This is a genomic window from Hydrogenophaga atypica (assembly GCF_042665215.1).
In the GTDB taxonomy this organism is placed as follows: domain Bacteria; phylum Pseudomonadota; class Gammaproteobacteria; order Burkholderiales; family Burkholderiaceae_C; genus Hydrogenophaga; species Hydrogenophaga defluvii_A.
In genome coordinates, this window is the sequence record NZ_JBHTCA010000018.1 from 1 (window position 1) to 26,057 (window position 26,057).

22 protein-coding genes and 1 pseudogene are annotated in these 26,057 nt (G+C 65.0%); 16 read left to right on the forward strand and 7 right to left on the reverse strand.

What is annotated here, in order from left to right:
* Positions 1-216 precede the first annotated feature (216 nt).
* A complete protein-coding gene (locus tag ACFQPB_RS17610) occupies positions 217-1,035 on the reverse strand; it encodes an IclR family transcriptional regulator domain-containing protein (RefSeq protein ID WP_382203886.1) in 819 nt (272 codons plus the stop codon).
* A 134-nt stretch (positions 1,036-1,169) separates the two neighbouring features.
* On the opposite strand from ACFQPB_RS17610, the gene pobA reads away from it, so the two are divergent.
* A complete protein-coding gene (pobA, locus tag ACFQPB_RS17615) occupies positions 1,170-2,354 on the forward strand; it encodes a 4-hydroxybenzoate 3-monooxygenase (protein ID WP_382226077.1) in 1,185 nt (394 codons plus the stop codon).
* Positions 2,355-2,437: 83 nt separating this feature from the next.
* Entirely contained in the window at positions 2,438-3,331 is an 894-nt protein-coding gene (locus ACFQPB_RS17620; RefSeq protein ID WP_382226080.1) for a CoA transferase, read from the forward strand.
* A gap of 21 nt (positions 3,332-3,352) precedes the next feature.
* Here ACFQPB_RS17620 and ACFQPB_RS17625 read toward each other — a convergent pair whose 3' ends face one another.
* Together ACFQPB_RS17625 and ACFQPB_RS17630 are read right to left on the reverse strand one after the other, a co-directional pair.
* Complete coding sequence (locus ACFQPB_RS17625; protein WP_382226083.1) at positions 3,353-3,694, reverse strand: TA system antitoxin ParD family protein; 342 nt, start codon at positions 3,692-3,694, stop codon at positions 3,353-3,355.
* Positions 3,695-3,755: 61 nt separating this feature from the next.
* The gene (locus tag ACFQPB_RS17630; protein WP_382226086.1) at positions 3,756-4,724 is read right to left on the reverse strand and encodes an AraC-like ligand-binding domain-containing protein; all 969 of its coding nucleotides are present in this window, start codon (positions 4,722-4,724) and stop codon (positions 3,756-3,758) included.
* Positions 4,725-4,927: 203 nt separating this feature from the next.
* On the opposite strand from ACFQPB_RS17630, the gene ACFQPB_RS17635 reads away from it, so the two are divergent.
* The 9 genes from ACFQPB_RS17635 (at position 4,928) to ACFQPB_RS17675 (ending at position 14,998) form a co-directional block, all read left to right on the forward strand.
* Positions 4,928-6,124 (forward strand): amino acid ABC transporter substrate-binding protein, encoded by a 1,197-nt coding sequence (locus tag ACFQPB_RS17635; RefSeq protein WP_382226089.1) that lies wholly within the window; start codon positions 4,928-4,930, stop codon positions 6,122-6,124.
* Between the two features lie 113 nt (positions 6,125-6,237).
* Complete coding sequence (locus tag ACFQPB_RS17640; RefSeq protein WP_382226092.1) at positions 6,238-7,140, forward strand: branched-chain amino acid ABC transporter permease; 903 nt, start codon at positions 6,238-6,240, stop codon at positions 7,138-7,140.
* Positions 7,137-8,165, forward strand: a complete 1,029-nt coding sequence (locus ACFQPB_RS17645) for a branched-chain amino acid ABC transporter permease (protein WP_382226095.1) — start codon at positions 7,137-7,139, stop codon at positions 8,163-8,165. The genes ACFQPB_RS17640 and ACFQPB_RS17645 overlap by 4 nt, the downstream gene beginning before the upstream one ends.
* Before the next feature lie 82 nt (positions 8,166-8,247).
* Positions 8,248-9,045, forward strand: a complete 798-nt coding sequence (locus ACFQPB_RS17650; protein WP_382226248.1) for an ABC transporter ATP-binding protein — start codon at positions 8,248-8,250, stop codon at positions 9,043-9,045.
* Positions 9,042-9,860, forward strand: a complete 819-nt coding sequence (locus tag ACFQPB_RS17655; protein ID WP_382226098.1) for an ABC transporter ATP-binding protein — start codon at positions 9,042-9,044, stop codon at positions 9,858-9,860. Before ACFQPB_RS17650 ends, ACFQPB_RS17655 begins: the two co-directional genes overlap by 4 nt.
* A gap of 33 nt (positions 9,861-9,893) precedes the next feature.
* Entirely contained in the window at positions 9,894-11,348 is a 1,455-nt protein-coding gene (locus tag ACFQPB_RS17660; RefSeq protein WP_382226101.1) for an aldehyde dehydrogenase, read from the forward strand.
* A 278-nt stretch (positions 11,349-11,626) separates the two neighbouring features.
* A complete protein-coding gene (locus tag ACFQPB_RS17665; RefSeq protein ID WP_382226104.1) occupies positions 11,627-13,270 on the forward strand; it encodes a PAS domain-containing protein in 1,644 nt (547 codons plus the stop codon).
* A gap of 165 nt (positions 13,271-13,435) precedes the next feature.
* Positions 13,436-13,912: a CreA family protein gene (locus ACFQPB_RS17670; protein ID WP_382226107.1), complete on the forward strand. Its 477-nt coding sequence runs from the start codon at positions 13,436-13,438 to the stop codon at positions 13,910-13,912.
* 12 nt (positions 13,913-13,924) lie between these two features.
* Positions 13,925-14,998, forward strand: coding sequence for an XdhC family protein (locus ACFQPB_RS17675; RefSeq protein ID WP_382226109.1), 1,074 nt, complete (start codon positions 13,925-13,927; stop codon positions 14,996-14,998).
* Between the two features lie 20 nt (positions 14,999-15,018).
* Here the strand turns inward: ACFQPB_RS17675 and ACFQPB_RS17680 are convergent, their stop codons facing one another.
* Positions 15,019-16,977, reverse strand: coding sequence for a methyl-accepting chemotaxis protein (locus tag ACFQPB_RS17680; protein ID WP_382226111.1), 1,959 nt, complete (start codon positions 16,975-16,977; stop codon positions 15,019-15,021).
* A gap of 134 nt (positions 16,978-17,111) precedes the next feature.
* Positions 17,112-18,188: an AI-2E family transporter gene (locus ACFQPB_RS17685; RefSeq protein WP_382226113.1), complete on the reverse strand. Its 1,077-nt coding sequence runs from the start codon at positions 18,186-18,188 to the stop codon at positions 17,112-17,114.
* A 20-nt stretch (positions 18,189-18,208) separates the two neighbouring features.
* Here ACFQPB_RS17685 and ACFQPB_RS17690 point away from each other — a divergent pair, with 20 nt between their 5' ends.
* Both ACFQPB_RS17690 and ACFQPB_RS17695 read left to right on the forward strand, forming a co-directional pair.
* Positions 18,209-18,385: a diguanylate cyclase domain-containing protein gene (locus ACFQPB_RS17690; protein WP_382226251.1), complete on the forward strand. Its 177-nt coding sequence runs from the start codon at positions 18,209-18,211 to the stop codon at positions 18,383-18,385.
* 66 nt (positions 18,386-18,451) lie between these two features.
* Positions 18,452-19,339: a DMT family transporter gene (locus tag ACFQPB_RS17695; protein ID WP_382226116.1), complete on the forward strand. Its 888-nt coding sequence runs from the start codon at positions 18,452-18,454 to the stop codon at positions 19,337-19,339.
* A 324-nt stretch (positions 19,340-19,663) separates the two neighbouring features.
* Here ACFQPB_RS17695 and ACFQPB_RS17700 read toward each other — a convergent pair.
* Both ACFQPB_RS17700 and ACFQPB_RS17705 read right to left on the reverse strand, forming a co-directional pair.
* Positions 19,664-19,837: pseudogene (locus tag ACFQPB_RS17700) on the reverse strand (chemotaxis protein CheW); the annotation flags it as partial.
* 187 nt (positions 19,838-20,024) lie between these two features.
* The gene (locus tag ACFQPB_RS17705) at positions 20,025-20,954 is read right to left on the reverse strand and encodes a LysR family transcriptional regulator (RefSeq protein ID WP_382226119.1); all 930 of its coding nucleotides are present in this window, start codon (positions 20,952-20,954) and stop codon (positions 20,025-20,027) included.
* A 97-nt stretch (positions 20,955-21,051) separates the two neighbouring features.
* Between ACFQPB_RS17705 and ACFQPB_RS17710 the strand changes: the two genes are divergently transcribed.
* The 3 genes from ACFQPB_RS17710 to ACFQPB_RS17720 are packed head-to-tail and all read left to right on the forward strand — an operon-like array spanning position 21,052 to position 25,993.
* Positions 21,052-22,032 carry a Bug family tripartite tricarboxylate transporter substrate binding protein gene (locus ACFQPB_RS17710; protein WP_382226123.1) on the forward strand — a complete coding sequence of 327 codons (981 nt, stop codon included), beginning with the start codon at positions 21,052-21,054 and terminating at the stop codon, positions 22,030-22,032.
* 14 nt (positions 22,033-22,046) lie between these two features.
* Positions 22,047-23,135: a CoA transferase gene (locus ACFQPB_RS17715; protein ID WP_382226126.1), complete on the forward strand. Its 1,089-nt coding sequence runs from the start codon at positions 22,047-22,049 to the stop codon at positions 23,133-23,135.
* Entirely contained in the window at positions 23,132-25,993 is a 2,862-nt protein-coding gene (locus tag ACFQPB_RS17720) for a bifunctional diguanylate cyclase/phosphodiesterase (protein WP_382226128.1), read from the forward strand. Before ACFQPB_RS17715 ends, ACFQPB_RS17720 begins: the two co-directional genes overlap by 4 nt.
* The last annotated feature ends 64 nt before the right edge of the window (positions 25,994-26,057 follow it).

Sequence of the window (26,057 nt, forward strand, 5' to 3'; positions counted from 1 at the left end):
ATCGCGTGCTGGCAGCCAAGCCGCTTCGGGCTGCGCCCTTCGCAGCTTGGCTGCCAGCACCATCACATCACGTCAAAGCGGACAATCTACTTGCTACAAAACCGGACAGTTCTATTTGCTGCTGACACATACAGGTAACCGAGCACAGACCCCGCGTAGTGACTTGGCCCACCGTGGTGGGTCCAACCGCTCAGCCCCAACCCACAATTCCCAGTCTTAGAGCAAAGGCCTCACCTCGCGCGCCGCATCGTGCAGCAGGGGCAGCCAATGCCCTGCAATGGCTGCGGGGCTCAGGCGGGCGGCTGTGGTCACCACGTTGAGCGCTGCCACGGTCTGGCCCTGTTGATTGCGCAGCGGCACAGCCACAGCATGCACACCCATTTCGTGCTCTTCATGGGCTACACAATGGTCTTGCGCGCGCACCTGTGTGAGCAAAGCCCGAAAGGCCTTTGCATCGGTCAGCGTGTGTGGCGTCACACGGTACAAGCTGTGCTGTTTGAGCCATGCCGCCAATGCGCTCCGATCCATTGCCGCCAAGAGCACGCGCCCTGTGGATGTGGCGTGTGCGGGCAGGCGCGCACCCAAATGCAGCCCGTAGGCCAACACGCGCGGTGTGTTGACCTGGCGCGGCGGCGCACCCAGAGAACTGCCATAAAAGTCGGTGTCCTGAAGCGCCACACTGCGCGCCACGATGACCACCTCGCTGCCGTCCAGCACCACGGCTGAAAACGAGCCGCTGGTTTGTGCGGCCAGGCGGTTCAGCGTGGGCTGCAATGCGCGCGGCAACCGGGCAGACGCCAGGTAGCTGCCAGAAAACCGCAACACCTTGGGCGACAACCAGTAGTAGGAGCCGTCGGTTTCCAGGTAGCCGAGGTGCGCGAGCGTGAGCAAATGACGCCGGGCGGCCGCACGCGTGATGCCGGCACGCTGGGCGGCCAAGGTCGCGTTCAGGCGCTGGCGCTCGGTGTCAAAACTCTCCAGCACAGCCAGCCCCTTGGCCATGCCCTCTATGAAATCCGCTTTGGCGATGCCCATGGCGTACTTTCAGTCATTTGCGCGATCATCGCACATCACTTCTGCACAGCGCGCAATTCTGGACGCACTTGCCACACAACGTGGTGCATTGTTTCTACAGTCAGCTGCATCCCTTTCCTGTCAGGAGACATTGCATGCGAACCCAGGTTGCCATCATTGGCGCAGGCCCTTCGGGTCTTTTGCTCGGCCAGTTGCTGCACAAGGCCGGCATCGACGCTGTCATCATCGAACGCCAGAGTCCCGAGTACGTCCTCAGCCGCATCCGCGCAGGCGTGCTGGAGCAGGTCACGGTGGATGTGCTGGATGAAGTCGGCGTGGGTCAACGCATGCACCGCGAAGGCTTGGTGCACGGTGGCTTCGATCTGCTGTTCAAGGGCGAGCGCCACCGCATCGACATGAACCGGCTCACCGGTGGCAAAAACGTGATGGTCTATGGGCAGACCGAGGTCACCCACGACCTGATGGATGCCCGCTCAGCGGCAGGCTTGACCACTGTGTACGAAGCCAGCAACGTGGCGGTGCACGATTTCGACGCCGACCATCCACGGGTGACCTATGAGAAGGATGGCCAACAGCACGAACTGACATGCGATTTCATCGCTGGCTGTGACGGTTTCCATGGCGTGTGCCGCGCCAGCGTGCCACGCGGCGCCATCCGGGAGTTCGAGAAGGTCTACCCATTTGGCTGGCTGGGCATTCTCAGCGACACACCGCCGGTGCACCACGAACTGATCTACGTCAACAGCCCGCGCGGCTTTGCACTGTGCTCACAACGCAGCCACACACGCAGCCGCTACTACCTGCAGGTGCCGCTGACCGACAAGGTGGAAGACTGGAGCGACGAGGCCTTCTGGCAAGAATTGCGGCTGCGCCTGGACCCGGCTGCCCGCGAACACCTGGTGACAGGCCCCAGCATCGAAAAAAGTGTGGCGCCGCTGCGCAGTTTTGTCACCGAGCCGCTGCGTTTTGGGCGCATGTTTCTGGCGGGCGATGCCGGGCACATCGTCCCACCCACGGGTGCCAAAGGCCTGAACCTGGCGGCCACCGACGTGAAGTACCTCTCGCAAGCCTTCATCGAGTTCTATGCCGACCGGTCCGACGCCGGCATTGACAGCTATTCCGAGCGTTGCCTCAAACGCATCTGGCGTGCCGAACGGTTTTCGTGGTGGTTCACCAGCCTCATGCACCGCTTTCCAGGCGAAGGCGAGATTGCACAAAAATTTCAGGAGGCGGAACTGGATTACCTGATCCACAGTGAGGCAGGCGCGCGCACCATCGCCGAAAACTACGTGGGTCTGCCGCTCGATTTCGGGCGCTGATCAGGCCGGCCCCTGTCGCGTGGGCGCAAGGCCCGCGCACGGCGCATGCGGTAGATTCCTGCACAAACCAGGAGACATGCCGCATGACCCCCACCCCACCTGCACGCCCAGCCGCCAGCCCCAAACCCTTGCGCGGCCAGCGCGTGCTGAGCTTGGCGCTCAACCTGCCCGGCCCGGCCGCGCTGATGCGCTTGCACAGCATGGGCGCGCGCTGCACCAAACTGGAAGGGCCGGGTGGCGACCCGATGGCCCACTACAAGCCAGGCGCCTATGCCGACATGCACGCCGGCGTGAAACAGGTCAAGGCCGACCTCAAGACAGAAGCAGGCCAGAAAAAACTGCATGCGCTGCTGGCCCAGACCGACGTGTTGTTGACCTCTTTCCGCCCCTCCGCGCTGAACAAGCTCGGCCTGGGCTGGAAAACCCTGCACAAGGCCTACCCCGAGCTCAACCTGATTGCCATTGTGGGTGCGCCCGGCGCCCGCGCCGAAGAGCCGGGCCACGATCTGACCTACATGGCCGACAACGGCCTGGTCACCGGCCTGGACCTGCCCCCCAGCCTGTTTGCCGACATGGGCGGCGCGCTGATGGCCAGCGAGGCCACCCTGCAAGCGGTGTTGTTGCGCCAGGCCAAGGGCACCGGGGTGATGTTTGAGGTGGCGTTGAGCGAAGCCGCCCGCTGGCTCGCCCTGCCCCGCCATTGGGGCCTCACCTTACCGGAAGGCTCGGTGGGGGGCGCGCACGCGGGCTACCGCATCTACCCCTGCAAAGACGGCCGTGTGGCCGTCGCCGCACTGGAGCCGCACTTTGCGGCCGCCTTGTGCGAAGCCGCCCAGGTGCCCATCAAAGACCTGCGCACCCTGTTTCTGCCCGCCACCCACGCGGCCATCGCCGCTTTTCTGGCTGGGCAAACGCGCAAGCAACTCGACAAGTTGGCCGTGGCGCGGGACATCCCCCTGCACACCCTGCCCCGCTGAGCCGGGCGTGGCGCCGCGCGTTCAACGCTGGGACGCCAGCGCACGCTGGCGGTTGGCCAACACGGTATCGCGAACCGCTTGCGCCAGGCGCCCGCTGGTTTCGGAGCCAGAAAAACGTGCCTCGACCGCGTCCAGCGATTCGTCAAGTGGTGCGGCGGGATGCAGACGCGCGTCGTACAGGGCAATGGCTTCGCGCGCTTCCTGCACCGTCAGGCCGGTTTCATCGGCAATGCGCCCCATCGTGGCCCAGTACTCAATCTGACCGGCCACCGAACGGCGTTGCGGTTGGGCCGCCTCGCGAGCCTGTTGGACCAGGGAGGCAGGCAGCTTTACAGATGCAAACGGGCTGGACGTTGCAGACATGGACGGGCTCCTTTGTGGCGCACTTTGCGCCATATTGGCGCCAAACACAAATCCCGGGGCGTCAACTACCCACCAGGCTGTCCCGGCTCAATTGCCTGAAGTCGCTGGGCGACAGCCCGGTGTGCTCGCGGAACACGCGGCTGAAATGCGCGCTGTGGCTGAACCCCCAAGACAAGGCGATGTCGGTGAGGGTGCGCTGGGCCTGGGCGGGGTCTTTGAGGTCGCGCATGCAGCCGTGCAGGCGCCGGCGCAGGATGTAGTGGGCCAGGGTGTCGTCCTCGTCGCTGAAGGCCTTGTGCAGGTGGCGCTTGCTGCAGTTCAGGCCTTGGGCGATGCGGTCGATGGACAAATCCGGATCGCGCAGGCGCTGGCCCACAAAGTCGCGAATGCGGTCGCGAAAGGCCTCCATCTGGGTGGTGGCGTTCTCGCGCCCCGCCAGTTCCAGCAGGGACAGCCGCACCAGTTCCACAATCATCTCGCCCGCGCCACGGGCCGAGGCCTCGCTCATGCTGGGCAACTCCTGGTAGGTGTTGCGCATGGTCTCCAGCGCCACGCGGGCAATGCCCTGGGTGCCGCCCACGTGGCGGGCCATCAGTGGGTCCAGGCGCAGCCCGCGTTCGAGCAAATGCTCTTTGGGCAGCATCACGATCAGGTGCTCGACGCGCTCGGGGTTGGCGATTTCGTAGCTGCCGGTGGTGTCGTAAATGGCCCAGCCGCCGGGGCGCACAAAGGCCTGGCGGCCATCCTGTTCCACCGCAGCACTGCCCAGCCAGGGTGCCACAATTTTGAGGTAGCTGGTGTCGCTGGCGCGGGCCAGTTGCTGGCTGCGCAGCACCCGGTGGCGGTTGGCCTCCAGTTTGGTCATCACCACGTCGCCGGCCCGCGAGGACGCCATGTGGCCGTCGAAATCGGTGTCGCCGTACAGGTCGGACTCCAAGCCACCAAAGTGCGACCAGATCCAGTCGCGCCACACCGCGGCACGCTCCTTGGGCGCAGCGATGTCGGTGCTCATGGTCTGGATGTCACTCATCGGAGGCCTCGCGCGTGGGTCGGAACAGTTGACATTGATTATCAAACTGGGCGTCGTCCGACGCAGGGCAACGGCTTGAGGGAAAACCCGGACCGGCGTGCACATTTGGTCAAACAGGAAGTGCGCGCTGAATCAAGCCACCGTCAAAGGCCGGGCCTACGATGCGCCCACCAGCCCCGCCTGACAACAGAAGGAGACAGACCATGGCACAAGCCACACGCCGATTGATCATCAAAAGTGCCGCGACGACCGTGGGCGCCCTGTCCGTGGCACCCCATCTGCTGGCCCAGTCCGCGCCGGTTCGCATCGGCTATTCCATGTCGCGCACCGGCCCCTGGACGGGCGGCGCCCAGACCAGCCAGGAGCCGAACTACCTCCTGTGGGCGGAACAGCAAAACGCGGCGGGTGGCCTGGACGTGAAAGGCCAGCGCCGCCGCATCGAGCTGATCAGCAGCGACGACCGCAGCGACGTGGAAACCGTGGTCCGCACCTATGAAAAACTCATGGGCAGCGACAAGGTGGACCTGGTGCTGCCGCCCTGGGGCAGCAACGCCAACTTCGCGGTGGCCCCGCTGGCCAACCGTTTCCAGTACCCCTTCCTCGCGCCCACCGCGCTGTCGCGCAAGCTGGCCGAGATGAAGCTGCCCTACTTCTTCCTGCTGCTGCAGCAGCCCAAGCCCATGTGCGAGGCGCTGGTCGACATGCTCAAGGCCAGCGGCGCCAAGACCCTGGCCTGCATCTACGTGGACGACCTCTTCGGCCTGGAGAACTACGCGGCTCTCAAGGTGGCGCTGCAGGGCAGCGGCATCACCATGGTGGAAGACAAGAGCTACCCCGGCGGCGTGAAAGACCTCTCGCCCGTGCTGCGCTCCATGAAGGACAAGAACCCCGACGCGTTCGTGGGCTTCACTTACCCGCCCGATACCATTCTGGCCAGCCGCCAGGCCAAGGAAGTGGGCTTCAACCCAAAGTTCTTCTACGCCTCGGTGGGCACCGCCTTTCCGCTCTACAAGAACGTCATCACCGCCGCTGGCGCCGAAGGCGTGCTGGGCATGGGCTCATGGAACAGCAAAACCAGCCCCGGCGCCAAGGCCTACTTCGACGCGCACGTGGCCAGCCAGAAGAAGGAACCCGACCGCTGGGCCAGCGGCGCCGCCTGGGCCGGCCTGGAGATCCTCACCAACGCCGTCAAATCCGTCGGCCTGGACCGCAAGGCCATCCGCGACCACGTGGCCGGCAACACCCACAAGACCATCATCGGCGACATCAAGTTTGCCGGCAGCGAAAACGTGGGCACCCCGGGCACCGTGGGCCAGTGGCAGAACGGCGAGTTCGAGGTGGTGTGGCCCAAGGCCCGTGCAACGGCCGCGCTCAACCCCAACAAACCGGCCTGGAAGTGACTTAGCCCACCTCCGCGCCGCGCCTGCGGCGCGTCACCCCCTCAAGGGGGCCGCGCGAGCGGACCGGCAAAGCCGGCTCCGCCGTGCTCCCGGTTTTGACCTCTCGCTCCTCCATGTCCTTCTCTGCCTGGCTTGAACTCATCGCCTCGGGTCTCATCACCGGGGGCATCTACGCGCTGGTCGCGCTGGGGCTCAACCTCCAGTACGGGCTGATGCGCATCCTCAACATCGCACACGGCGAGTTCCTGATGGTGGGCGCTTTCCTCACCTGGATGGTGCAGACCTCGTTCGGTCTGTCGCCACTGTGGATGATCCCGGTCTCGTTTGTGCTGCTGATGGGCCTGGGCATCGCCATTCACTGGCTGTGTTTTCGCCGCCTCACCGCCACCTCGCCCAACCTGGATGTGTTCGAGGCGCGGGGCCTGATGGTCGCCTTTGGCCTCATGTTCCTGGTGCAGAACGTCATCTCCTACGTGTGGGGTGGCGACCTGCGCGGCTACGACTTCCTGACACAGCCGCTGCAGATTCCGCTGCCTGGCGGCGAGGCGCAGTTTGCGGTCAACAAACTGCTGGTGTTCGCGCTGGCCCTGCTGTTTGCCGGCGCGCTCATCGTGCTGCTGCGCCAGACGCTGCTGGGCAAGGGCGTGCGTGCGCTGATGCAGTCGCCCATCGGCGCGCAGCTGGTCGGCATTGACACCAAACGCCTGCACCCGCTCATGTTCGGCATCGGCCTGGGGCTGTCGGGCGTGGCGGGCTGCCTGCTGTCCATGGCCTACACCATCAGCCCCTCCATGGGCGAGCCCTACACCGTCACCGCCCTCATCGTCATCACGCTCGGCGGCTTTGGCAGCATGGGCGGTGCGCTGGCGGGCGGCCTGCTGCTGGGTGTCATCGAAGCCATGGGCATGCACTTCACCAACCCCTCGCTCAAGGCCTTGCTGAGCTACGTCGTCTTCATTGGCGTGTTGCTGCTGCGTCCCGAAGGGCTGTTCACGCGGAAATCCAGAAAAGCATGACCTCCAGACAGTTGTTGATCCGCGACCTGCTGGTCCTGTTCGGTCTCACCGGCTGGGCCGTGGCCCTGCCCGGCTTTGCCAGCGAGTTTGCCGTGTCCATGGCACTCACCTGCCTGATGTACATCGCCCTGTCGTCCAGCTGGGCGCTGTTCTGTGGCACGACGCGCTACCTCTCACTGGCCACCTCGGCCTTCTTTGGCCTGGGGGCCTACACCAGCGCCATCCTGCTGGAGTCCATGCCGTGGCCTCAGGTGATTGCCCTGGGGGCCTTGGTGGCGGCGGTGGTTGCTGTGGTCATGGGTGCGGCGGTGCTGCACCTGCGCGGCACCTATTTCGCCGTGCTCACCTTCGGCATGACGGAGCTGATCCGCCACGCCGTCAGCTATTTCGAAAAGTCGGTCACCGGCACCGTGGGCCGGGTGCTCATGGTGGTGCCCGAGCGCGAAACCATCTACTTCACCGTGCTGCTGCTGGCCGTCATCGCCGTGGCGCTGTCCATCTGGATACGGCGCACCCGCTTCGGCCTGGCGCTGCAAGGCATTGGTGCCGACGAGCAACGCGCACAGACCTTGGGCGTGAACACCCGCATGGTCAAGGTGGCCGGCTTCGCGCTCACGGCCGCCATTGCCGGCGCGGTGGGCGCGGCCATGAGCGTGCGCTGGACCTACATCGACCCGCACACCGTGTTCAACCCCTTCATCGGCTTCCAGACCGTGCTGATCGCGCTCATCGGCGGCGCCATGACGCTGTGGGGCCCGCTGATTGCCGCCATCGTCTTCAGCGTGTTGGCCGAAACCCTGCGCCTGCAGGTGCCGCAGCTCTACATGATGTCGCTGGGCCTGCTGCTCATCCTCTCGGTGCTGTACCTGCCGGGTGGCCTGGCGTCGCTGCGAGCCGACACCTTCAGGGGCTGGAAAAACGACAGCAAAGCCTGGTGGACGGACATCAGGGACGAGCTCAGCGGCGAGAAACAGCGCCGCAAAGACCGCGAGAAACAACGCCGGGAGCAGCGCCATGTTTATTGAAAAGCCCCCGCGCTCCGCCGCTGCGCGGGTCGCTGCCCCCCAAGGGGGCGCGGACGGGCTTGGGGCGGCCCGGCGCCCGTCCCTGCCGCAACCCCTGCTGGAGGCGCAAGAAGTGACGGTGCGCTTCGGCGGCCTGACCGCCGTGGACGCCGTGAGCGCCACCTTCATGCCAGGCGAGCTGGTCGGCATCATCGGCCCCAACGGTGCTGGCAAGACGACCTTCTTCAACGCCATTTCGGGTGTGACCCAACCCACCAGCGGCCGGCTGGCCGTTCTGGGCCAGCAGCTCGCCGGCCAAGGCCCGCACCGCTTTGCGCGCAACGGCCTGGCCCGCACTTTCCAGACGCCCCGCACGTTTGCCGACATGAGCGTGCGCGACAACATCGCGTTTGGCCTCAAGTTCGCCGGCAAGCGCCCGCGCAAGTACGTCTTCTGGGGTGAGGAAACGGGCGTGCCCTGGGTGCTGCGCACAGCCGACAGCATCCTCGGTCTCATTGGCCTGAATGCGCAGGCCGATGTGCCCGCCGCCGCCATCACCCCCAGCCAGCAGCGCCTGCTGGAGATTGGCATGGCACTGGCCACACGCCCGCGCATGCTCCTGCTCGACGAGGTGGCGGCCGGCCTGACCGAAAACGAGGTCGAGGAAATGGCCCGCCTCATCCGCCGTCTGCGCGACGAACTGGACCTGACCGTGGTGTGGATCGAACACGCCGTGACCACGCTGCTGCGCCACGTGGAGCGCGTCATCGTGCTGCACCAGGGCAAAAAGATTGCCGACGGCACACCGCGCGAGGTGGTGCGCAACCCCGAAGTGATCGAGGCGTACCTGGGCGACGAAATGAACGACGAGACCAGCAAAACCGAAGGGGCCGAAGCATGATGTGGCACCGCCCCCAAGCTTTCACCCTCGGCGGAGGCGAGCAGGCGCACCTCAAGGTGGACAAACTGAGCGCCGGCTACGGCCCCTTTCTGGTGCTGCGCGACATCACGCTGGACATCCGCCCAGGCCTGACGGTGGTGCTGGGCCCCAACGGCGCCGGCAAAACCACGCTGCTCAAGGCCTTGAATGGCCTCATCCCGCGTGGCGGCAATGTGGAGCTGAACGGCGAAGAGCTGCCCGAAAAAACCCACGAAATCGTGCAGGCCGGGGTGGCCCTGGTGCCCGAGGGGCGGCAGCTGTTTCCGCAGCTCACCGTGGTCGAAAACTTGGAACTGGGCGCCTGGCTGGTGCCCAAGGCACAACGCCCCCAGCGCATGGAGCAGGCCTTCAACGACTTTCCCAAACTGCGCGAACGCGCCACCCAACTGGCCGGCACCATGAGCGGTGGCGAACAGCAGATGGTGGCCGTGGCCCGCGCCATGATGTGCGCGCCCCGCCTGCTCATGCTGGATGAACCCTCGCTGGGCCTGGCGCCCAAGATGGTGGACGAGCTGCTGGGCATGGCCCGCCGCATTGCCGACGCCGGCACGACCGTGCTGATGGTGGAGCAAAACGTGAAAAAAGCGCTGGCCGTGGCCGACCGTGGCTACGTGCTGGAGCGCGGCAGCCTGGTGGCCAGCGGCCCCGCCAAGTTGCTGGCGCGCTCCACCGTCATCCGCGAAGCCTACCTGGGCGCCGACAAAGACACCGCCACCGGCACCACCAGCGCCGCCGACGCCGTGGCCCGGCGCAAAAAAGCCGTGGCCACCGCCTGAGCCTTCATTTCAAGCACACGCAAGGAGTAACCCATGTCCGATATGTCCATGCTCATCAATGGCCTCAAGGTGACGGCCGAAAAAGGCGCCACGTTTGAACGCCGCAACCCGCTGGATGGCAGCGTGGCCACCCGTGCACCCGCCGCATCGCCGGCCGACGCCGTGATGGCGGTGGAAGCCGCCGCCGAAGCCTTCAAGACCTGGAGCGAAACCGGCCCCGGCGAACGCCGCGCCCTGCTGCTCAAGGCGGCCGACGCGCTGGAGGCCAAAACACCCAAGTTCATCGAAGCCGTGGCCGCCGAAACCGGCGCCACCGGCATGTGGGCCGGCTTCAACGTCTTTCTGGCGGCCGGCATGATCCGCGAGGCCGCCGCCCTCACCACCCAGATCAACGGCGAGGTCATCCCGTCCGACGTGCCCGGCAGCCTGGCCATGGGCGTGCGCCAGCCGGCCGGTGTGGTGCTGGGCATCGCGCCGTGGAATGCGCCCGTCATTCTGGGTGTGCGTGCCATCTGCGTGCCCCTGGCCTGCGGCAACACCGTCATCTTCAAGGGCAGCGAAAACTGCCCCCGCACCCACCAGCTCATCGTCGAAGCGTTTGAAGACGCCGGTTTCCCCGCCGGGGTGGTGAACTACATCACCAACGCCCCGGCCGATGCCGGTGCCGTGGTCGAAGCTATCGTGGCCCACCCCGCCGTGCGCCGCGTCAACTTCACGGGTTCCACCAAGGTCGGCAAGATCATCGCCATGACCTGCGCCAAGTACCTCAAGCCCGTGGTGCTGGAGCTGGGCGGCAAGGCACCCCTGGTGGTGCTGGACGACGCCGACATCGAAGACGCCGTCAACGGCGCCGCCTTTGGCTGTTTTGCCAACAGCGGCCAGATCTGCATGAGCACCGAGCGCCTCATCGTGGACCAGAAAATTGCCGACGAATTTGTGAAGAAATTCACCGACAAGGCCAAAAACCTGCCCCTGGGCGACCCGCGCAAACCCGAACCCGTGGTGCTCGGCTCCGTCATCGGCCAGGGCACCGTGGACCACTGCAACGCGCTGATTGACGACGCGCTGACCAAAGGCGCCAAGCTGGTGTGCGGCGAAAAAGCCACCAGCACCCTCATGCCCGCCACCGTGCTGGACCACGTGACACCCGCCATGCGCATCTACCACGAAGAAACCTTCGGCCCCGTCAAGTGCATCGTGCGCGTGAAGAACACCGAAGAAGCCATCGCCTGCGCCAACGACAACGAGTACGGCCTCAGCGCCGCCGTGTTCGGCAAAGACATCGCCCGCGCATTCAATGTGGCCCGCAAAATCGACAGCGGCATCTGCCACGTCAACGGCCCCACCGTGCATGACGAGGCGCAAATGCCGTTTGGTGGCGTCAAGGGTTCGGGCATCGGCCGGTTTGGCGGCAAGGCCGGCATTGCCGAATTCACCGAACTGCGCTGGATCACGGTGCAGACGACGCCTAGGCACTACCCGTTCTGAGGTTTTGACTGCGGCTACCGGCCCCAGTCATTGCCAGCCGGAGCGAACTGCATGAACCAAGTGTCAAAAGCGTAGTTGGGTACGCCGGCTTCGGCGACGGCCTTGAACATTTCGGCCGACTTGTGGACCGTGCAGCCAGGTCCCGCAGATCCACAGTTCATCTTGGCGGCCGCTACCATCTCCCCGGTGGTGCCCCAAACCCCTGCCATGCTTAAACTGGTGTGGTTGACTTTCCTATCCGTTGGATTCGCCTGAGCCCCTTTTTGCAACAGCCCTGCATGCCTCCCACTTTCACGCCGTCCGCAAAGCTGCTGCAACTGCTACCCGAGGCGGTGGTGCAAACCGATGCGCTGTGGGAGATCACTTACCTGAATCCGGCGTGGACCACGCTCACCGGCCATTCGGTGGAAGCAGCGCTCGGCAGGTCTCTGCTTGAATTTGTGCATCCCGACGACATTGGCACCATGCGCTCGGGCATGCCGGTGTTCCGGTTGCGATTTGCCGACGCGGACTATCGCTGGGTGCGTCTGAAACTCCACCCGGAGACGGATGCGGCGTTGCGGGTGATCAGCCGCCAGGGTGTCCTGATCGAAATCACCGAGGTCACCGAGCAGGTGCTGGTGGAGATTCGCCAGCGCTTTTTGCGCTTGCTGGAAACCATTGATGGCGTCGTTTGGGAAGCTGAAATCGGCGTGGGCAATACTTTCCTGAGCCCGCAGGTCGAACGGTTGTTCGGTTACTCCGTGGAGGAGTGGCGGTCTGACCCGGGCTTTTGGCGGGCGCATGTGCATCCCGATGATCTGGCACAGGCCCTGCTTATCGATGATGCCGCCTACAACGCCACGCACAGCTATGCCTACGAGATGAGCTATCGGCTGATTGCAAAGTCCGGCAAGGTCGTGTGGGTGCGCGATCTGTGCCGCGCAGTGGTCGAGCCCGGGCGGCCGAACCGCATGATCGGCCTGATGATCGACGTCACCCAGCAGAAGAACACCGAACTCGAGTTGTTGCGCTCCGAAAACCGCTATTCGCTGGCGACGCGCGGATCCAATGACGGCATCTGGTACTGGGACTTGCGAACGGACGCCCTGCATGTTTCCGGGCGCTTTCACCAGATCGTCGGGCTGGGCAGCGGCGATCATGTGCACGACGGTGGCTGGAGCTTTCTGGAGCAGCTCATCGATCCCGAAGATCGCGTGCGCGTGCAGGCGGCCTACCGCAGGCACTTGTCGGGGAACAGCCCGAACTTTTCGGTGGATTTCCGCGCGTTCCACGCCGCTGGACGGCTGGTGTGGGTCAATTGGCGCGGGCTCGCCGAGTTTGAAGACGGCGTTGCGGTGCGCATGGCGGGCTCGTTGAGCGATCTGGCTGACCGTGGCAGTTCCTACGATGCGCTGACCAGTTTGCCCGGCCGGCCGTTGTTCCGCGATCGCCTCGCGAATCTCATGGCGCTCCACCAGAACGAAGCTGCGAACTGTGATGGCGTGCCATCACGCGATGGAGCCACCATGTTCGCGGTGCTGCTGCTGGATCTCAACGGGTTCAAGGCCGTCAATGACAACTACGGGCACCATGTGGGCGACCGGCTGTTGCAGCAGGTGGCGCGGCGGCTCGAATCCTGCGTGCGGGCGGTTGATCTGGTCGCCCGCATGAGTGGCGACGAGTTCAATGTGCTGTTGGAGTCCATTGATCCCGCTGAAGCCAGCAACCGCGCCCAACAGATCGCCTCCGCCCTCGCAGCGCCTTATGTGGTCGGCGAACACACCGTGATCAGTGGCGCGAGTATTGGACTGGTCAGCAGTGCATCCAGGCTGGCGACGGTGGACGACTACCTGCGTGCCGCAGACACCGCCATGTACCAGGCCAAAAGCCAGTCATTGGGCGTGTGCGTGTTTCAACCTACCTGTCGCTCCAGCGCCTGAATGTCAGTTCATGGTGCCGAGAGCGATCCGACGGCGCCTATCTGACGACCGACAGCAACAGCTAAGGCTTGTGTGACACCTGCCCAGCCGCACAGGCGGTCGAGCACCCGTACTGCTAAGGTATCGGCCATCCATCGCCCGCCCCACCCACGAAAGCCCCGCACCATGTCCCGCCTCTTCCCATCCCTCGTCCTCCTTCTCGCCGCCACCGCCGCCTGCTCCGCCAACACGGAGGAAATCGGCGCGGTGGACACGGTGTTCAAGCTCATCGGCCCGGACCACAAAATTGTGGTGGAGGCCTACGACGACCCGAGCGTACAGGGCGTCACCTGTTACATCTCGCGCGCCAAAACCGGTGGCGTGAAGGGGGCGCTGGGGTTGGCGGAGGACAAGTCGGAGGCGTCCATCGCCTGTCGTCAGGTGGGGCCCATCACGGTGCCCAAGCCCATCAAGGCGCAAGAGGAAATTTTCAGCGAGCGCACCAGCCTCATCTTCAAACGGCTGCGCATCGTGCGCATGGTGGACGCCAAGCGCCACGCGCTGGTGTACCTGACCTATTCCGACCGCGTGATCGAGGGTTCGCCGCAGAACTCGGTGACCGCCGTGGCGGTGGACCGGGCGACGCTGATTCCATTGCGCTGAGACAATCGGGCGATGGAAAACCTCGATCTGTACGTTTTGCGCACGCTGCGCGACTGGCGCCTGGCCGGCCAGCGCGCCATGCTGGTCACCGTGGTGCGCACCTGGGGCTCGTCGCCCCGCCCGGTGGGTTCCATCATGGCCTTGTCGGAGCAGGGGGCGGTGGTGGGTTCGGTGTCGGGCGGTTGTATTGAAGACGACCTGATCCACCGCTACACCCGCGCCTACCAAAGCGATGCGGCCGCCCGCGATGCCGAACCCCATGCCATTCCGGCCGGCGCGCCGCAGCAGGTGAAGTACGGCATCAGCGCCGACGAGGCCCACCGTTTTGGCCTGCCCTGCGGCGGCACGCTGGAGCTGTTGCTGGAATTTGACCCCGACGGCGGCACGTTACAGGCCATGGTGGCGCAACTGGAAGCCGGCGCGATGGTGCGCCGCACGGTGCGGCTGGCCGATGGCCAGTGCACGCTCGAAGCAGCCCAGGCGGGCGATGGCCTGCTGCTGGACGGCCAACAGCTGAGCAACACGTTTGGCCCCGAGTTCCGCATGCTGTTGATTGGTGCGGGCCAGCTCACCGAGTACCTGGCCACCATGGCGCTGTTCAGCGGCTTTTCGGTGACGGTGTGCGACCCACGCGAGGAGTACCGGGGCGCCTGGTCGGTGCCACGCGCCACGGTGTTGTCCGACATGCCCGACGACGTGGTCAAGGCCTTCCGGCCCGACCGGCGCAGCTGTGTGGTGGCCCTCACCCACGACCCCAAACTCGACGACCTGGCCTTGCTTGAAGCGCTGGAGACCGATGCCTTCTACATCGGCGCCATCGGTTCGCGGCGCAACAACGAAGCGCGGCACGAGCGCATGAAGCAACACTTCGATGTCAGCGACGAGACGCTGGCGCGCCTGCGTGGCCCCATCGGCATCTACATCGGCAGCAAAACGCCGCCCGAGATCGCGGTCAGTGTGATGGCCGAGATTCTGGCCGTCAAAAACGGGGTGCCCCTGCCACGCGACATGGCCGTGGCGGCGGCCAAATCGCGGCTGGACGACGCCACACCCGCGCTCACCGCGCCGGTGTGCGGCGTGCGCTGAGGCGCCGCCGGCCTTTTCGTTCAGCGCGGCAGCCGCAACTGGCTGCCACCTTCCAGGCGGAAGGCGGCCAGCACCTCGCTCAGGCGGCTGGTCTGCTCCATCATGCTGCTGGCGGCGGCGGCACTTTCTTCCACCAGCGCGGCGTTTTGCTGGGTCATCTGGTCAAGCTGGTTGATGGCGCTGTTGATCTGCTCGATGCCGTCGCTTTGTTCGGTGGTGGCGGCGCGGATCTCGCCAATGATGTCGCTCACCCGCTGCACGCTGCCCACAATTTCGGCCATGGTGCTGCCGGCCTGCTGCACCAGCTCGCTGCCGGCCTGCACCTTGGACACGCTGTTGCTGATGAGGTCTTTGATCTCGCGCGCGGCCTGCGCGCTGCGCTGGGCCAGGCTGCGCACTTCGCCGGCCACCACCGCAAAGCCGCGCCCTTGTTCGCCGGCGCGGGCGGCCTCCACTGCGGCGTTCAGGGCCAGGATGTTGGTCTGGAAGGCAATGCCGTCGATGACGCTGATGATGTCGGCAATGCGGCGGCTGCTCTGGTTGATCTCGTCCATGGTGGTGACCACATCGCCCTCCACCTGCCCCCCTTTGTGCGCCACGGCGGCGGCGCTGCTGGCCAGCTGGTTGGCCTGTTGTGCGGCGTCGGCACTTTGGCGCACGGTGGCGGTGAGTTCTTCCATGCTGCTGGCGGTTTCTTCCAGGCTGCTGGCGGCCGACTCGGTGCGGGCGCTCAGGTCGTGGTTGCCGCTGGCAATCTCGCTGCTGGCCGTGCCCAGGCCAGCCGACGCCTCGCGGATTTGCATCAGGCTGCCCACCCAGTGCTGGCGCACAGATTCAAGCGCTGACAGCACCCGGCCCACCTCGTCCTGGGTGCGCGGCACCAAGGGCTGCGTCAAATCGTTGCGGGCCAGATTTTCGGCGGCGGCCAGCGCTTGCTGCAGCGGCTGCGACACCATGCGGCGGATGGCAAACGCCACCAGGAACCCGGCACTCACCAAGCCGAGAAACACCACGCCCAGCAGCGTGAACACGCCTCGGCGTGCCAGCGCGGTGCTGTCGCTGTCGCGCTCGGCTTTGACGATGACCCAGTTCCAACGCGGGAAATAGGCCCATGAGAGGTTCACGTCGTTGTGGGGCAGGCCGACGGCCGGCAAGGTTTCGCTCTGGATTGAACCCTTTTTTTCGCCGGCCTTCACGGCCTCGCGCAGCTGGGCAAGCACCTTGTCTTCTGCGTCCAGCCGGGGCGCATTCGGCTGGCCAAACACCTGGCCGCTGTTCAGGTCCACCGCAAACATGCGGTTGTGTTCGCGCGCGAACAAGGCCATGGTGGCGCCGAGCGACGCGAACTGTGCGCTCATGTCGTGGCCAATGAAAAGAATGCCGATGGTGCGCCCGTTGGTCACCACCGGCTCGTATTTGGTCATGTAGTTTTTGCCAAACAACACCGCGCGCCCCACATAGGGCTTGCCTTCCAGCATCAGCGGGTAGGCGGGGTGTTTGCGGTCCAGCGTGGTGCCCACGGCTCGGCTGCCATCTTCCTTTTTGAGGCTGGTCGTCACACGCCGGAAGTCGTCGCCATCGCGCATGAACACCGTGGCAACGCCCCCGGTCTGGCGCTGGAACTGGTCCACCGCACTTTCGTTGCCGGCCATGTCCACGCCGCCCCACAGCAGCCGGGGTTTGTCACCGCCCTCTTCCAGGCTGAACATCACGGCGGGCAGCTGGTCGGCCAGAAGCGGGTAGGACTGCGTGGCCGACACCCTGCCGGCCTCGTCCACTTGCTCCATCATCGACGCCACCGCCGCGGTGCTGTCGCGCATTTCGCCCAAGGCACGTTCGCGCGAACTGATGAAGGTGAGCCAGCCCAGCAAAGCCACGGTGGCCAACAACAGCGTGGCCACACCGGCCAACAAAAGCAGCAAACGGGTGGACAGGCTGTTGCGCCATGTGCCTTTCCCGGCAGAAAAATTGATGGACATGCGGTCTCCTCGGTTCTTGTTGCCGGTGACGCTCCCGGCACATCGTGAACGAATGTATAGCAGATGCGCCATGCCGCTTTTGCCACGGCGTCGGCACGGTGACACGGCGGCTCAACGCGGCGTGCCCACCGACCTCAAACGCCGGCGTCGCTGGCTTGGCGTGGCGCCAGGCCGTGCACCCATTCGCGCCAGATGCCCACCAGCAGCGCCATCAGCACCGGCCCCACGAACAGGCCCACAAGGCCCATGGTGGTGACCCCGCCCACCAGGCCAAAAAAGGTGGGCAGAAAAGGCAGCTTGACCGGCCCGCCCACGAGGCGGGGGCGCAAGGTCTTGTCCACAATGAACAGCTCGATAGCGCCCCAGGCGAACAAGGCCAGCCCAGCCACGGCTTGCGCCGAACCCACGAGGTAGAGTGACACCAGGGTGAACGCCAGCGGTGCGCCACCGGGCACCATGGCCATGAAGCCGGTGATGACTCCCAGCAGCACGGGCGAAGGCACACCCGCCACCCAGTAAGCCACGCCCAACACCACGCCCTCGCCCACCGCAATCAGGCCCATGCCGGTGACGGTGGCGCTGACGGTGGCCGGCACCACCCGCGAAAAACGCTGCCAGCGCCCGGGCAGCAGGTGGTCGCCCACGCGGTCGAGTTGAGCGCCCAGGCGGATGCCGTCTTTGTAGACAAAAAACAGGGTGATCAGCATGAACAGCACCATCAGCAACAGCGAGGCGATGTCGCCACCGGCCGCCAGCAGCGTGCGAGAAATGTTGCCCACATGCTGCCCGCTGAGGAGCTGCACCCATTCGCCCAGCGCATGGGGTGCGCTCAGGTGTGCTTGCCAGTAGGCCGCCAGGGTGTCGCCCACCCAGGGCAGCGCGGCTATCCAGGCCGGCGCGGGGGCGCCCATGCGGTTGGCCTCCATCAGCCAGCGCACAAACACCGTGGCCTCGCGCACGGCAAAGTGCAGGGCCAGGCCCATGGGCACCACCAGCACCGCCAGCACCACCACCAGGGCCAGGCTGGCGGCCACCGTGGTGTTGCCTTTGCAGGCGCGCACCAAGCGGGCGTACAGCGGCCAACTGGCAAAACCGATGATCAGCGCGGCCAACACCGGCACCACAAAACCACGGAAGAAATAGACGCCGGCCAGCAGCAGCAACAACAGCAGGGCGCGGGCAGCGAAGGAGGCTTGCACAACAGGGGGCATGTGGGAATTCTGACACGCCACTGTGTCATCATTCACCGCACAGCCGTGGCTCGGCCACGGTGCTCGCCCTCAGCCTGGGCGTGGGCACCACCGTGCCCGATGAGGGTGGCTCGGCCAGCGCCTTTATACAGGCGGTCGATCAGCGGCTGTATGCGGCCAAGCAGAAGGGCCGCAACCGCGTGGAAACCGTGGGCTGACGCCAAGCCGTTGCACGCCTGCCCCCACCCGAGATCGCGGGGCAGCCCATCCGCTATCCTCCTTCAATGCATTCCCCTGCCCCCTCTATCGCCCGTGCCGCCGCCTGGATGGTCGGCTGGCTGACCCTGATGGTGGTGATCGCCGTCGCCGGGCGCGAGGCCACGCGCGAACTCTCGGTGTTCCAGATCATGCTGATGCGCTCGGTCATCGGCATGGCCATGCTCTGGCCGCTGGTGCACGCGGCGGGCGGGCTTGCCGCCGTCAAAACCATGCGGCTGCGTCAGCACACCGTGCGCAACGCGGTGCACTACGCCGCGCAGTACGGCTGGTTCGTGGCGCTGACGATGATCCCGCTGGCGCATGTGGTGTCCATCGAATTCACCATGCCCATCTGGTCGGCGGCACTGGCGGTCGCTTTTCTGGGCGAGCGCATGAGCGGCCTGAAATGGGTGGCTGTGCTGCTGGGGCTGGTGGGTGTGGCGGTCATCGTGCGCCCGGGTGGGGGCGAGGTGAGCCTCGGGCAGATGATTGCGCTGGCGGCGGCACTGGGTTTTGCGGTGTCGGTGGTGTTGGTGAAATCGCTCACCCGCACCGACGCTGCGGTGACCATCAGCTTCTGGATGCTGGTGGTGCAAAGCGCCATCGGACTTGTGCCCGCGTTGTGGGTGTGGCAATGGCCCTCGGCGCAGGTCTGGGGTTGGGTGGTGGTGATCGCGTTCTGCGGCACCTATTCGCACTACTGTTTTGCGCGCGCCATGCAACACGCCGACGCCACCGTTGTGGTGCCCATGGACTTTTTGCGCGTGCCCTTGACCGCGCTGGTGGGCTGGCTGATGTACGCGGAAGGGTTGGACCTGTTCACGGTGCTGGGCATTGCACTCATCCTGGCGGCCAATCTGCTGAACCTGGTGCGGTTGCCAGCGGGTGGGTGGCGGGTTGGGCGGAGGGTTTGAAGGGTTGATGCGTGTTGCCTGGGGGCGTCGTCTCGTGCTTGCGGGTGTGGCGGCAATGCGAAGGCGGCTGTCGGTATCGGGGCCTTGCTGGCGGTCAGCGACCTGACGGAAAGAACTGCTGCCGGCCAATACAAACCATCGGGACATTCCCTCAGGTGACCGCTTGAGGCTGGTTGCTGCCGGGAAGAGGAAGAGTTCAGACGGCGGCAGTGCACGCGAAGCAGACACGGTAGCGGACTCGCGACGTTGGTGGCCGTGGTTCGCGCCGTGACACGAGCAGGGCCGCCACGTTTGTTCAACTCTTTCAGCGGCATGTTGATCAACGCGCGGGTTGACCACACCTTTGATTGCTGGCGGTGCGTTGGCGATGAGGGTAGGTTCCTGGTAGCCGCGTATCTCCTGCACGGTCAGGATGGGGATGCCGTATTCCTCGTTGCCGAGCCGGAAGCTGAGGTATTCACCGGACTGCGCTTCTGACAATGCGGTGAGGTCTGACATGCAAAACTCCTTGAAGGTGGGTGAAGAGAATTAGCTGCCAGCTTTCAAGGCCTGTGGCTTGGGAAAGCAGTTGGGCTCGTCAATGCGGTCACTGAGTACGAACCCCGAATCACGCACCAGTCTGAAAGACTACTGCCATTGGCTGGATGCGCGTCGCGGACTTGCCTTCGCCGGTCACACCAGATGTCTATTCGGCAAACGCCGCGATGAGTGCGCCCATGTGAGGTGAGGCCCTGGCGCTGCGGCGGTAGGCCAGCACCACGTCGCTGGCCTGCAGTTGTTTTGGTGTCGGCAGCGTCTTCAAGCCCAGCGATGCAGCGTGTTTGTGGGCCGCAGAGGCCGGTGCGATGGTCAGCAGGTCGGCGCAGTCGGCGATCAGGTTCAGGTTGCTGTAAAAGGACATCGACGTGATCACGGGCACAGGTGGCGTGAGACCGGCACCCACAAACAGGTGGTCAAACACCTGCCGCGTGAAAGCCGATGGCTGCGGCAAGACCCAGGCCTGATCGACCAATTGGGTGAGCGGCAGTCGTTTCAGGTTGGCCAAGGGGTGGCGAACGCCGGCCACAAACACCAACCTGTCGCTGCCCACGCGCTGTAGATCGACGCCGGTGGGCAACTGCGAGAGTTCGTCGCGCATGGGCACACGGCCCACCACCGCGTCCAGCTGACCGTCGTCCAGGCGCTGCCACAGGCGCGCCAACGTGTCTTCATGCAGCGTCACGTGGATGTCCGGGCGCGCCGCGCGCAGCCGCGTCAGCGCTTTGGGCACCAGGCCATACATGGTCAGCGGCAACACACCGAGCCGCAGCAAGGCCACGTCGGGTGTCAGCGCAGCGCGCTGAGCCGCCAACAGCTCCTGGCGCGCCACCCGCATGCGTTGCAGTGCGGCCGCTCCGGCCGGGGTCAGGCCGCCACCTCGTTGGCCACGCTCGCCGCGCTGGACCAGTGCAACACCGAAAGCCCGCTCCAGGCTGCGCAACGCCTGGGTCACCGCTGGCTGCGTCACATGCAACTGCTGCGCGACCACACGCAAGGAAGCGCTGGCGGCGATGTGCTCCAGCATCAACAGATCGCGCAGACGCAGTTGCTCGATGCGGGGGGAAAGAACATCCATATAAAGACTTATCACTAAGTAGAAAAATGTGAATTTCGCTTATTTACCACAAGTCCTAGACTGGCCACATTCCCACCGCCCAGACAGGAGACAACACATGCAACGCCGCCACATCCTTCGCGCCGGAGCCTTCGGCCTGGCCCTCACATCCCCCTTGTCGCTGTTGGCGCAAGCGCCGTTTCCGACGCGCCCGGTCAAGCTGGTGGTGCCCTTTGCCGCCGGGGGCGGGCCTGACGTGCTGGCCCGTCGCGTGGCCGGGCGCCTGGGCCAGGCGCTGGGGCAGAGTGTGGTGGTGGAGAACATCGTCGGCGCTGGTGGCATCCTGGCCGCGCAGTCGGTGGCGCGCGCACCGGCAGACGGCTACGTGGTGATGCTGGGCGCCTCCACCCACATCACACAAAAGGCCATGCAGCCCAGCGTGCGTTTTGACCCGATCAAGGATTTCACCCACATCGGGCGCACGCTGACCAGCCCTCAGTTGCTGGTGGTGGCGGCCGATTCCCCCTACAAGACCCTGCAGGACCTGGTGGACGCGGCGCGCAAGGCGCCGGGCACGCTCAACTACGCATCGGGCGGCGTGGGCAGCGCGGCCCACCTGAGCGGCGCCGCACTGGGCCACGCGCTCGGCCTGGATGTGGTGCATGTGCCCTACAAGGGCTCGGTCGAGATCGTGCCCAGCATCATGCAAGGTGCCACCCATTTTGGCTTTCCGGTGGTGTCCACGGCCGTTGGGCTGTTGCAGCAGGGCAAGGTGCGGGCGTTGGCCACCACAGGCAGTGCCCGCCTGGCGGCCTTGCCCCAGGTGCCCACATTGAAGGAAGTCACTGGCAAAGACGAACTGATGCTCGATGCCTGGAGTGGCATCTGGGCGCCCGCAGGGCTGCCGGCTGCGGTGGCAGATGTGTGGTTCAAGGCGCTGCAGCAGGTCTATGCCGACCCCACGGTGCGCGCCGAACACGAGGCCGCAGGCACCTTGGTTGCACTGTCGTCGAGTCCGGCCGAGTTCACCCGTTTCATCGAAGCGGAAACGGTCAAATACCAGCAACTGGTCAAAGCCACTGGCTTGAGCAATCAGTAAAAAGGCGGCACCACATGTTCTTGCCACAGGCGCTTGCGGGTGTGCGGGTGATCGACTTCAGCCATGTGATTGCTGGGCCATTCGCCAGCTTTCATCTGGCCCAGATGGGCGCCGACGTGGTCAAGGTGGAAAAGCCCGGCGCTGGCGACGTGATGCGCCACGGCAGTGAGACGGCGGCACGGTCTTTCACCGCCTTCAACGCCGGCAAACAATTTCGCGACATCGACATCGCCACCGATGCGGGACGCGACGAGGTGCGGGCCTTGGTGCGCGACGCCGACATCCTGCTAGACAACTACCGCCCTGGCGTCCTGGCACGCCACGGGCTGGGCCACGAGGCCATGCGGGCACTCAACCCGCGGCTGATCTATTGCGCCATTTCCGGCTACGGCTACAGCAGCGACGCCCACCGCGAGCGCGGTGCCTACGACCACGTGGTGCAGGCGGCCACCGGCATGGCCATGATGGCCGGGGCCACCAACGACCCACCCATCAAGACCGGCTTTCCGGTCATTGACGCGGCCACCGGCATCATCGGTGCGCTGGCCATGGTGAGTGCGCTGCGCGAGCGCGACCGCGAAGGAGGCTCGGGCCGTGGCTGTTTTCTGGACATCAGCATGTGGGGCGCTTCGCTGCAACTGATGTACCCGTTTGCCTGCGAAGCCCTGAGCACGGGGCAGAACCCACCACGGGTGGGCAACCAGGCCTACTCGGGCAGCCCGGCGTCCGACATGTTTGCCTGCGCCGATGGCTGGATCGCGATCGGCGCCAACACACCGGCGCAGATTGGCAAGTTGGTGGCCGCGTTGGGCACGGACGCGCCTGCCTTGCAGTCGCTGCTGAGCGACACCGGCGGCGGGTTTGCGCGGTCGAGCAACCCGCAACAGTTCAAAAGCCTGTTGGGCGAGGCGCTGCGCAACCGCTGTGGCGCCGATCTGGAGCAGGTGCTCAACCAAGCTGGTGTGCCGGCGGCGAGAGTGCGCACGCTGGCGGAGTTTGCCCAAGAGGCGGTGCACAGTGGCCTGCTGCAACCGCAGACCTTGGGTGGAGACGAACTGGCCGCCGTACAAACACCGGGGCTGGGTTGGCAGGTACAGGTTTGAGACGCAACCACCCATCTCTCTTGTGGGCCACCGGATCGGTGTTGCTGGTCCTGATGGCCGTGTGGGCCATGCCTCGCTTCAACCTGTTCACCGAAGGCAGTGGCGAGCTGCTGGTGCTGCACCTGATCATCGAACTGTTTTCGGTGTTCGTGGCCTTGCTGGTGGTGGTGATGGCGTGGAACGTGTTCACGGACGAGAACCGCAGCACCTCGCGCACGCTGATTTTCGGCTTTTCAGTCGTGGCCGGCCTGGACTTGATGCATGCGGTGAGCTACCCCGGCATGCCCGATCTGCTTACGCCTTCGAGCACACCCAAGGCCATCTTCTTCTGGTTTCTGGCACGGGCCTTTGATCTCCTGACCTTTTGGCTGCTGGCCTTGGGCGTGCGCCTCCCGGGCCAGCGCTGGCATGCGCTGGCGGTTGCAGTCGGTGTACTGGCCGTGGTGTTTGCCTGGGGCACCTGGTGCCTCGATTGGTTCCCCACCACCTACGTGCCCGGTGAAGGTGCCACCACACTCAACGGCCAAATCGACCTGCTGCTGTTGGCGGGCTATTGGGCGGCGGCTTGGGTTTTTGTGCGTTCAACGCACAGCCTGCGCAACCGCTACCTGGCGTGGGCATGTTTTCTGATGGGGCTGGCGCAACTTTTGCTCAATGGTTTTGCCGATACCGGAGACGTGCTGCTGTTTTTCGGCCATGTCTTAAAAATCGCGGCATTTGCACTGATATTCAAGGGGACCTTCTGGTTGGGGCTGCGTGCACCCTACAACTTGTTGCAGCAATCCGAACAACAGCTGCGCAGCAAACAGACCGAGCTGGACACCCTGCTCTCGCGCATTCCGGCGGGACTGGCCCGCATCGATGTCGCGGGGCGCTATGTCTACGTCAACCAGCGGTTGGCACAGCGGCTGGGGCAGCCGGTCGAGCACATCGTTGGTCGCCCCTTTGGTGAGGTGATCCGGCCCGAACGCAACGCCACGGTCGGCCAGCACCTCAGCTTGGCCCTGTCCGGTCAGCCCACAGGGTATGAGGGGCAGACCTACCTGGTGAATGGCGAGCCCAACCACGCAACGGTCTGGATGGCGCCGGAGCACGATTCCGCTGGCCAGGTGGTGGGCGTCATCGCCGTGGTGCTGGACGTGACGGAGCAACGCCGCCTGCAACAAGACTTGGCCCATTCGATGCACGAGATCGCCGAGTTGAAAGCTGCCCTGGACGCCCATGCCATCGTGGCCATCACCAACGCGCAAGGCATCATCACCAGCGTCAACGACAAGTTCTGCGAAATCTCCCAGTACCGCCGAGACGAGGTATTGGGCCAGTCGCACCGCATCATCAATTCGGGGCACCACAGCGAAGCTTTTTTTCGGGACCTGTGGCAAACCATCTCCAGCGGCAATGTGTGGACAGGCGAAATCTGCAACCGCGCCAAGAACGGCTCGCTGTATTGGGTACACACGACCATCGTGCCGTTTGTGGGCAAAGACGGCCTGGCGGAGCAGTACATCGCCATCCGTGCGGACATCACCAAGCGCAAGCAGGCTGAGCAGGATGCGCAACGCATGGCGCTGCATGACGCGCTGACCGATCTGCCCAACCGCCGTTTGATGGCCGAACGTGTGTCGCAGGCCATTGCCCATGCTGTGCGCGACAAACATGTCAGCGCCCTGCTGCTGCTGGACCTGGACCATTTCAAAGAAGTCAACGACACCTTGGGGCACGCCCAGGGGGACGAGTTGTTGCGTGCCGTGGCGAACCGTTTGCGCGCTTCGGTTCGACAGACCGATACCGTGGCGCGCCTGGGTGGCGACGAGTTTGTGGTGCTGCTCACCGACATTGCGCCCGACATGGCAGCGGCCACGGCGGCGGCCAGCGATTGGGCTGAAAAAATGCGAGCCCAACTGGCGCGCCCCTACGAACTGCACGGCGAGCCCGTCATTGCCACGCCCAGCGTGGGTGTGGTGCTGTTTGGCAGCGCAACAGACGATCCGGAGGAAATGCTCAAACAGGCCGACATGGCCTTGTACAAGGCCAAGGCCGGCGGTCGCAACCAGGTGTGCTTCTTCGATCCGTCGCTGCAAGCGGAGGTCAACAGCCGCACCAGCCTGCTGCGCGATTTGCGCGCGGCGGTGGAGCTGGACCAATTGCGCCTGCTGTACCAACCGGTGGTTGATCGCGCACGCCGGGTGCTGGGGGTGGAGGCCCTGGTGCGCTGGCAACATCCAGAACGGGGGCTGGTGTCGCCTGCGGCCTTCATTCCGCTGGCTGAGCAGAGCGGCATCATTCTCCAGATCGGCGAGTGGGTGCTGGACACCGCCTGTGCGCAGTTGAGCGCCTGGGCAGACGACCCGGTGCGCAAGGCATGGACCATCGCGGTCAATGTCTGCGCTCGCCAGTTCAACGAAGCCACGTTTGTGGCCACGGTCGAGGCCGCGCTGGCCCGCGCCGGCGCCAACCCCGCACACCTGCGGCTGGAAATCACAGAAAGCATGTTGCAGTCCGACCTGGACAGCACCATCACCAAGATGCGGCAGCTCAACGACCGAGGGGTGCGCTTTTCGCTCGACGACTTCGGCACAGGCTATTCCTCGTTGAGCTACCTCAAGCTGCTGCCGTTGGACCAGTTCAAGATCGACAAGTCCTTTGTCGACGACATCCTGAACAACCGCAAAGACCTCGCCGTTGCCAAAACCATTCTGGGGCTGGCCTCCAACCTGGGCCTGGGGGTGGTGGCTGAAGGCGTGGAGAGCGCCGCGCAGTACGAGTTGCTGGCGACCTACGGCTGCGAAGCGTTTCAGGGCTATCTGTTCTGCAAACCCGTGCCGGTGGAGGCGCTGCCTCGCCAAAGCTCCATCTGACACATGGCGTCGGCGCCAGCCGAACAGCCGCAGCACCTAGCCGATCCACCGGAACCCGCTCTTT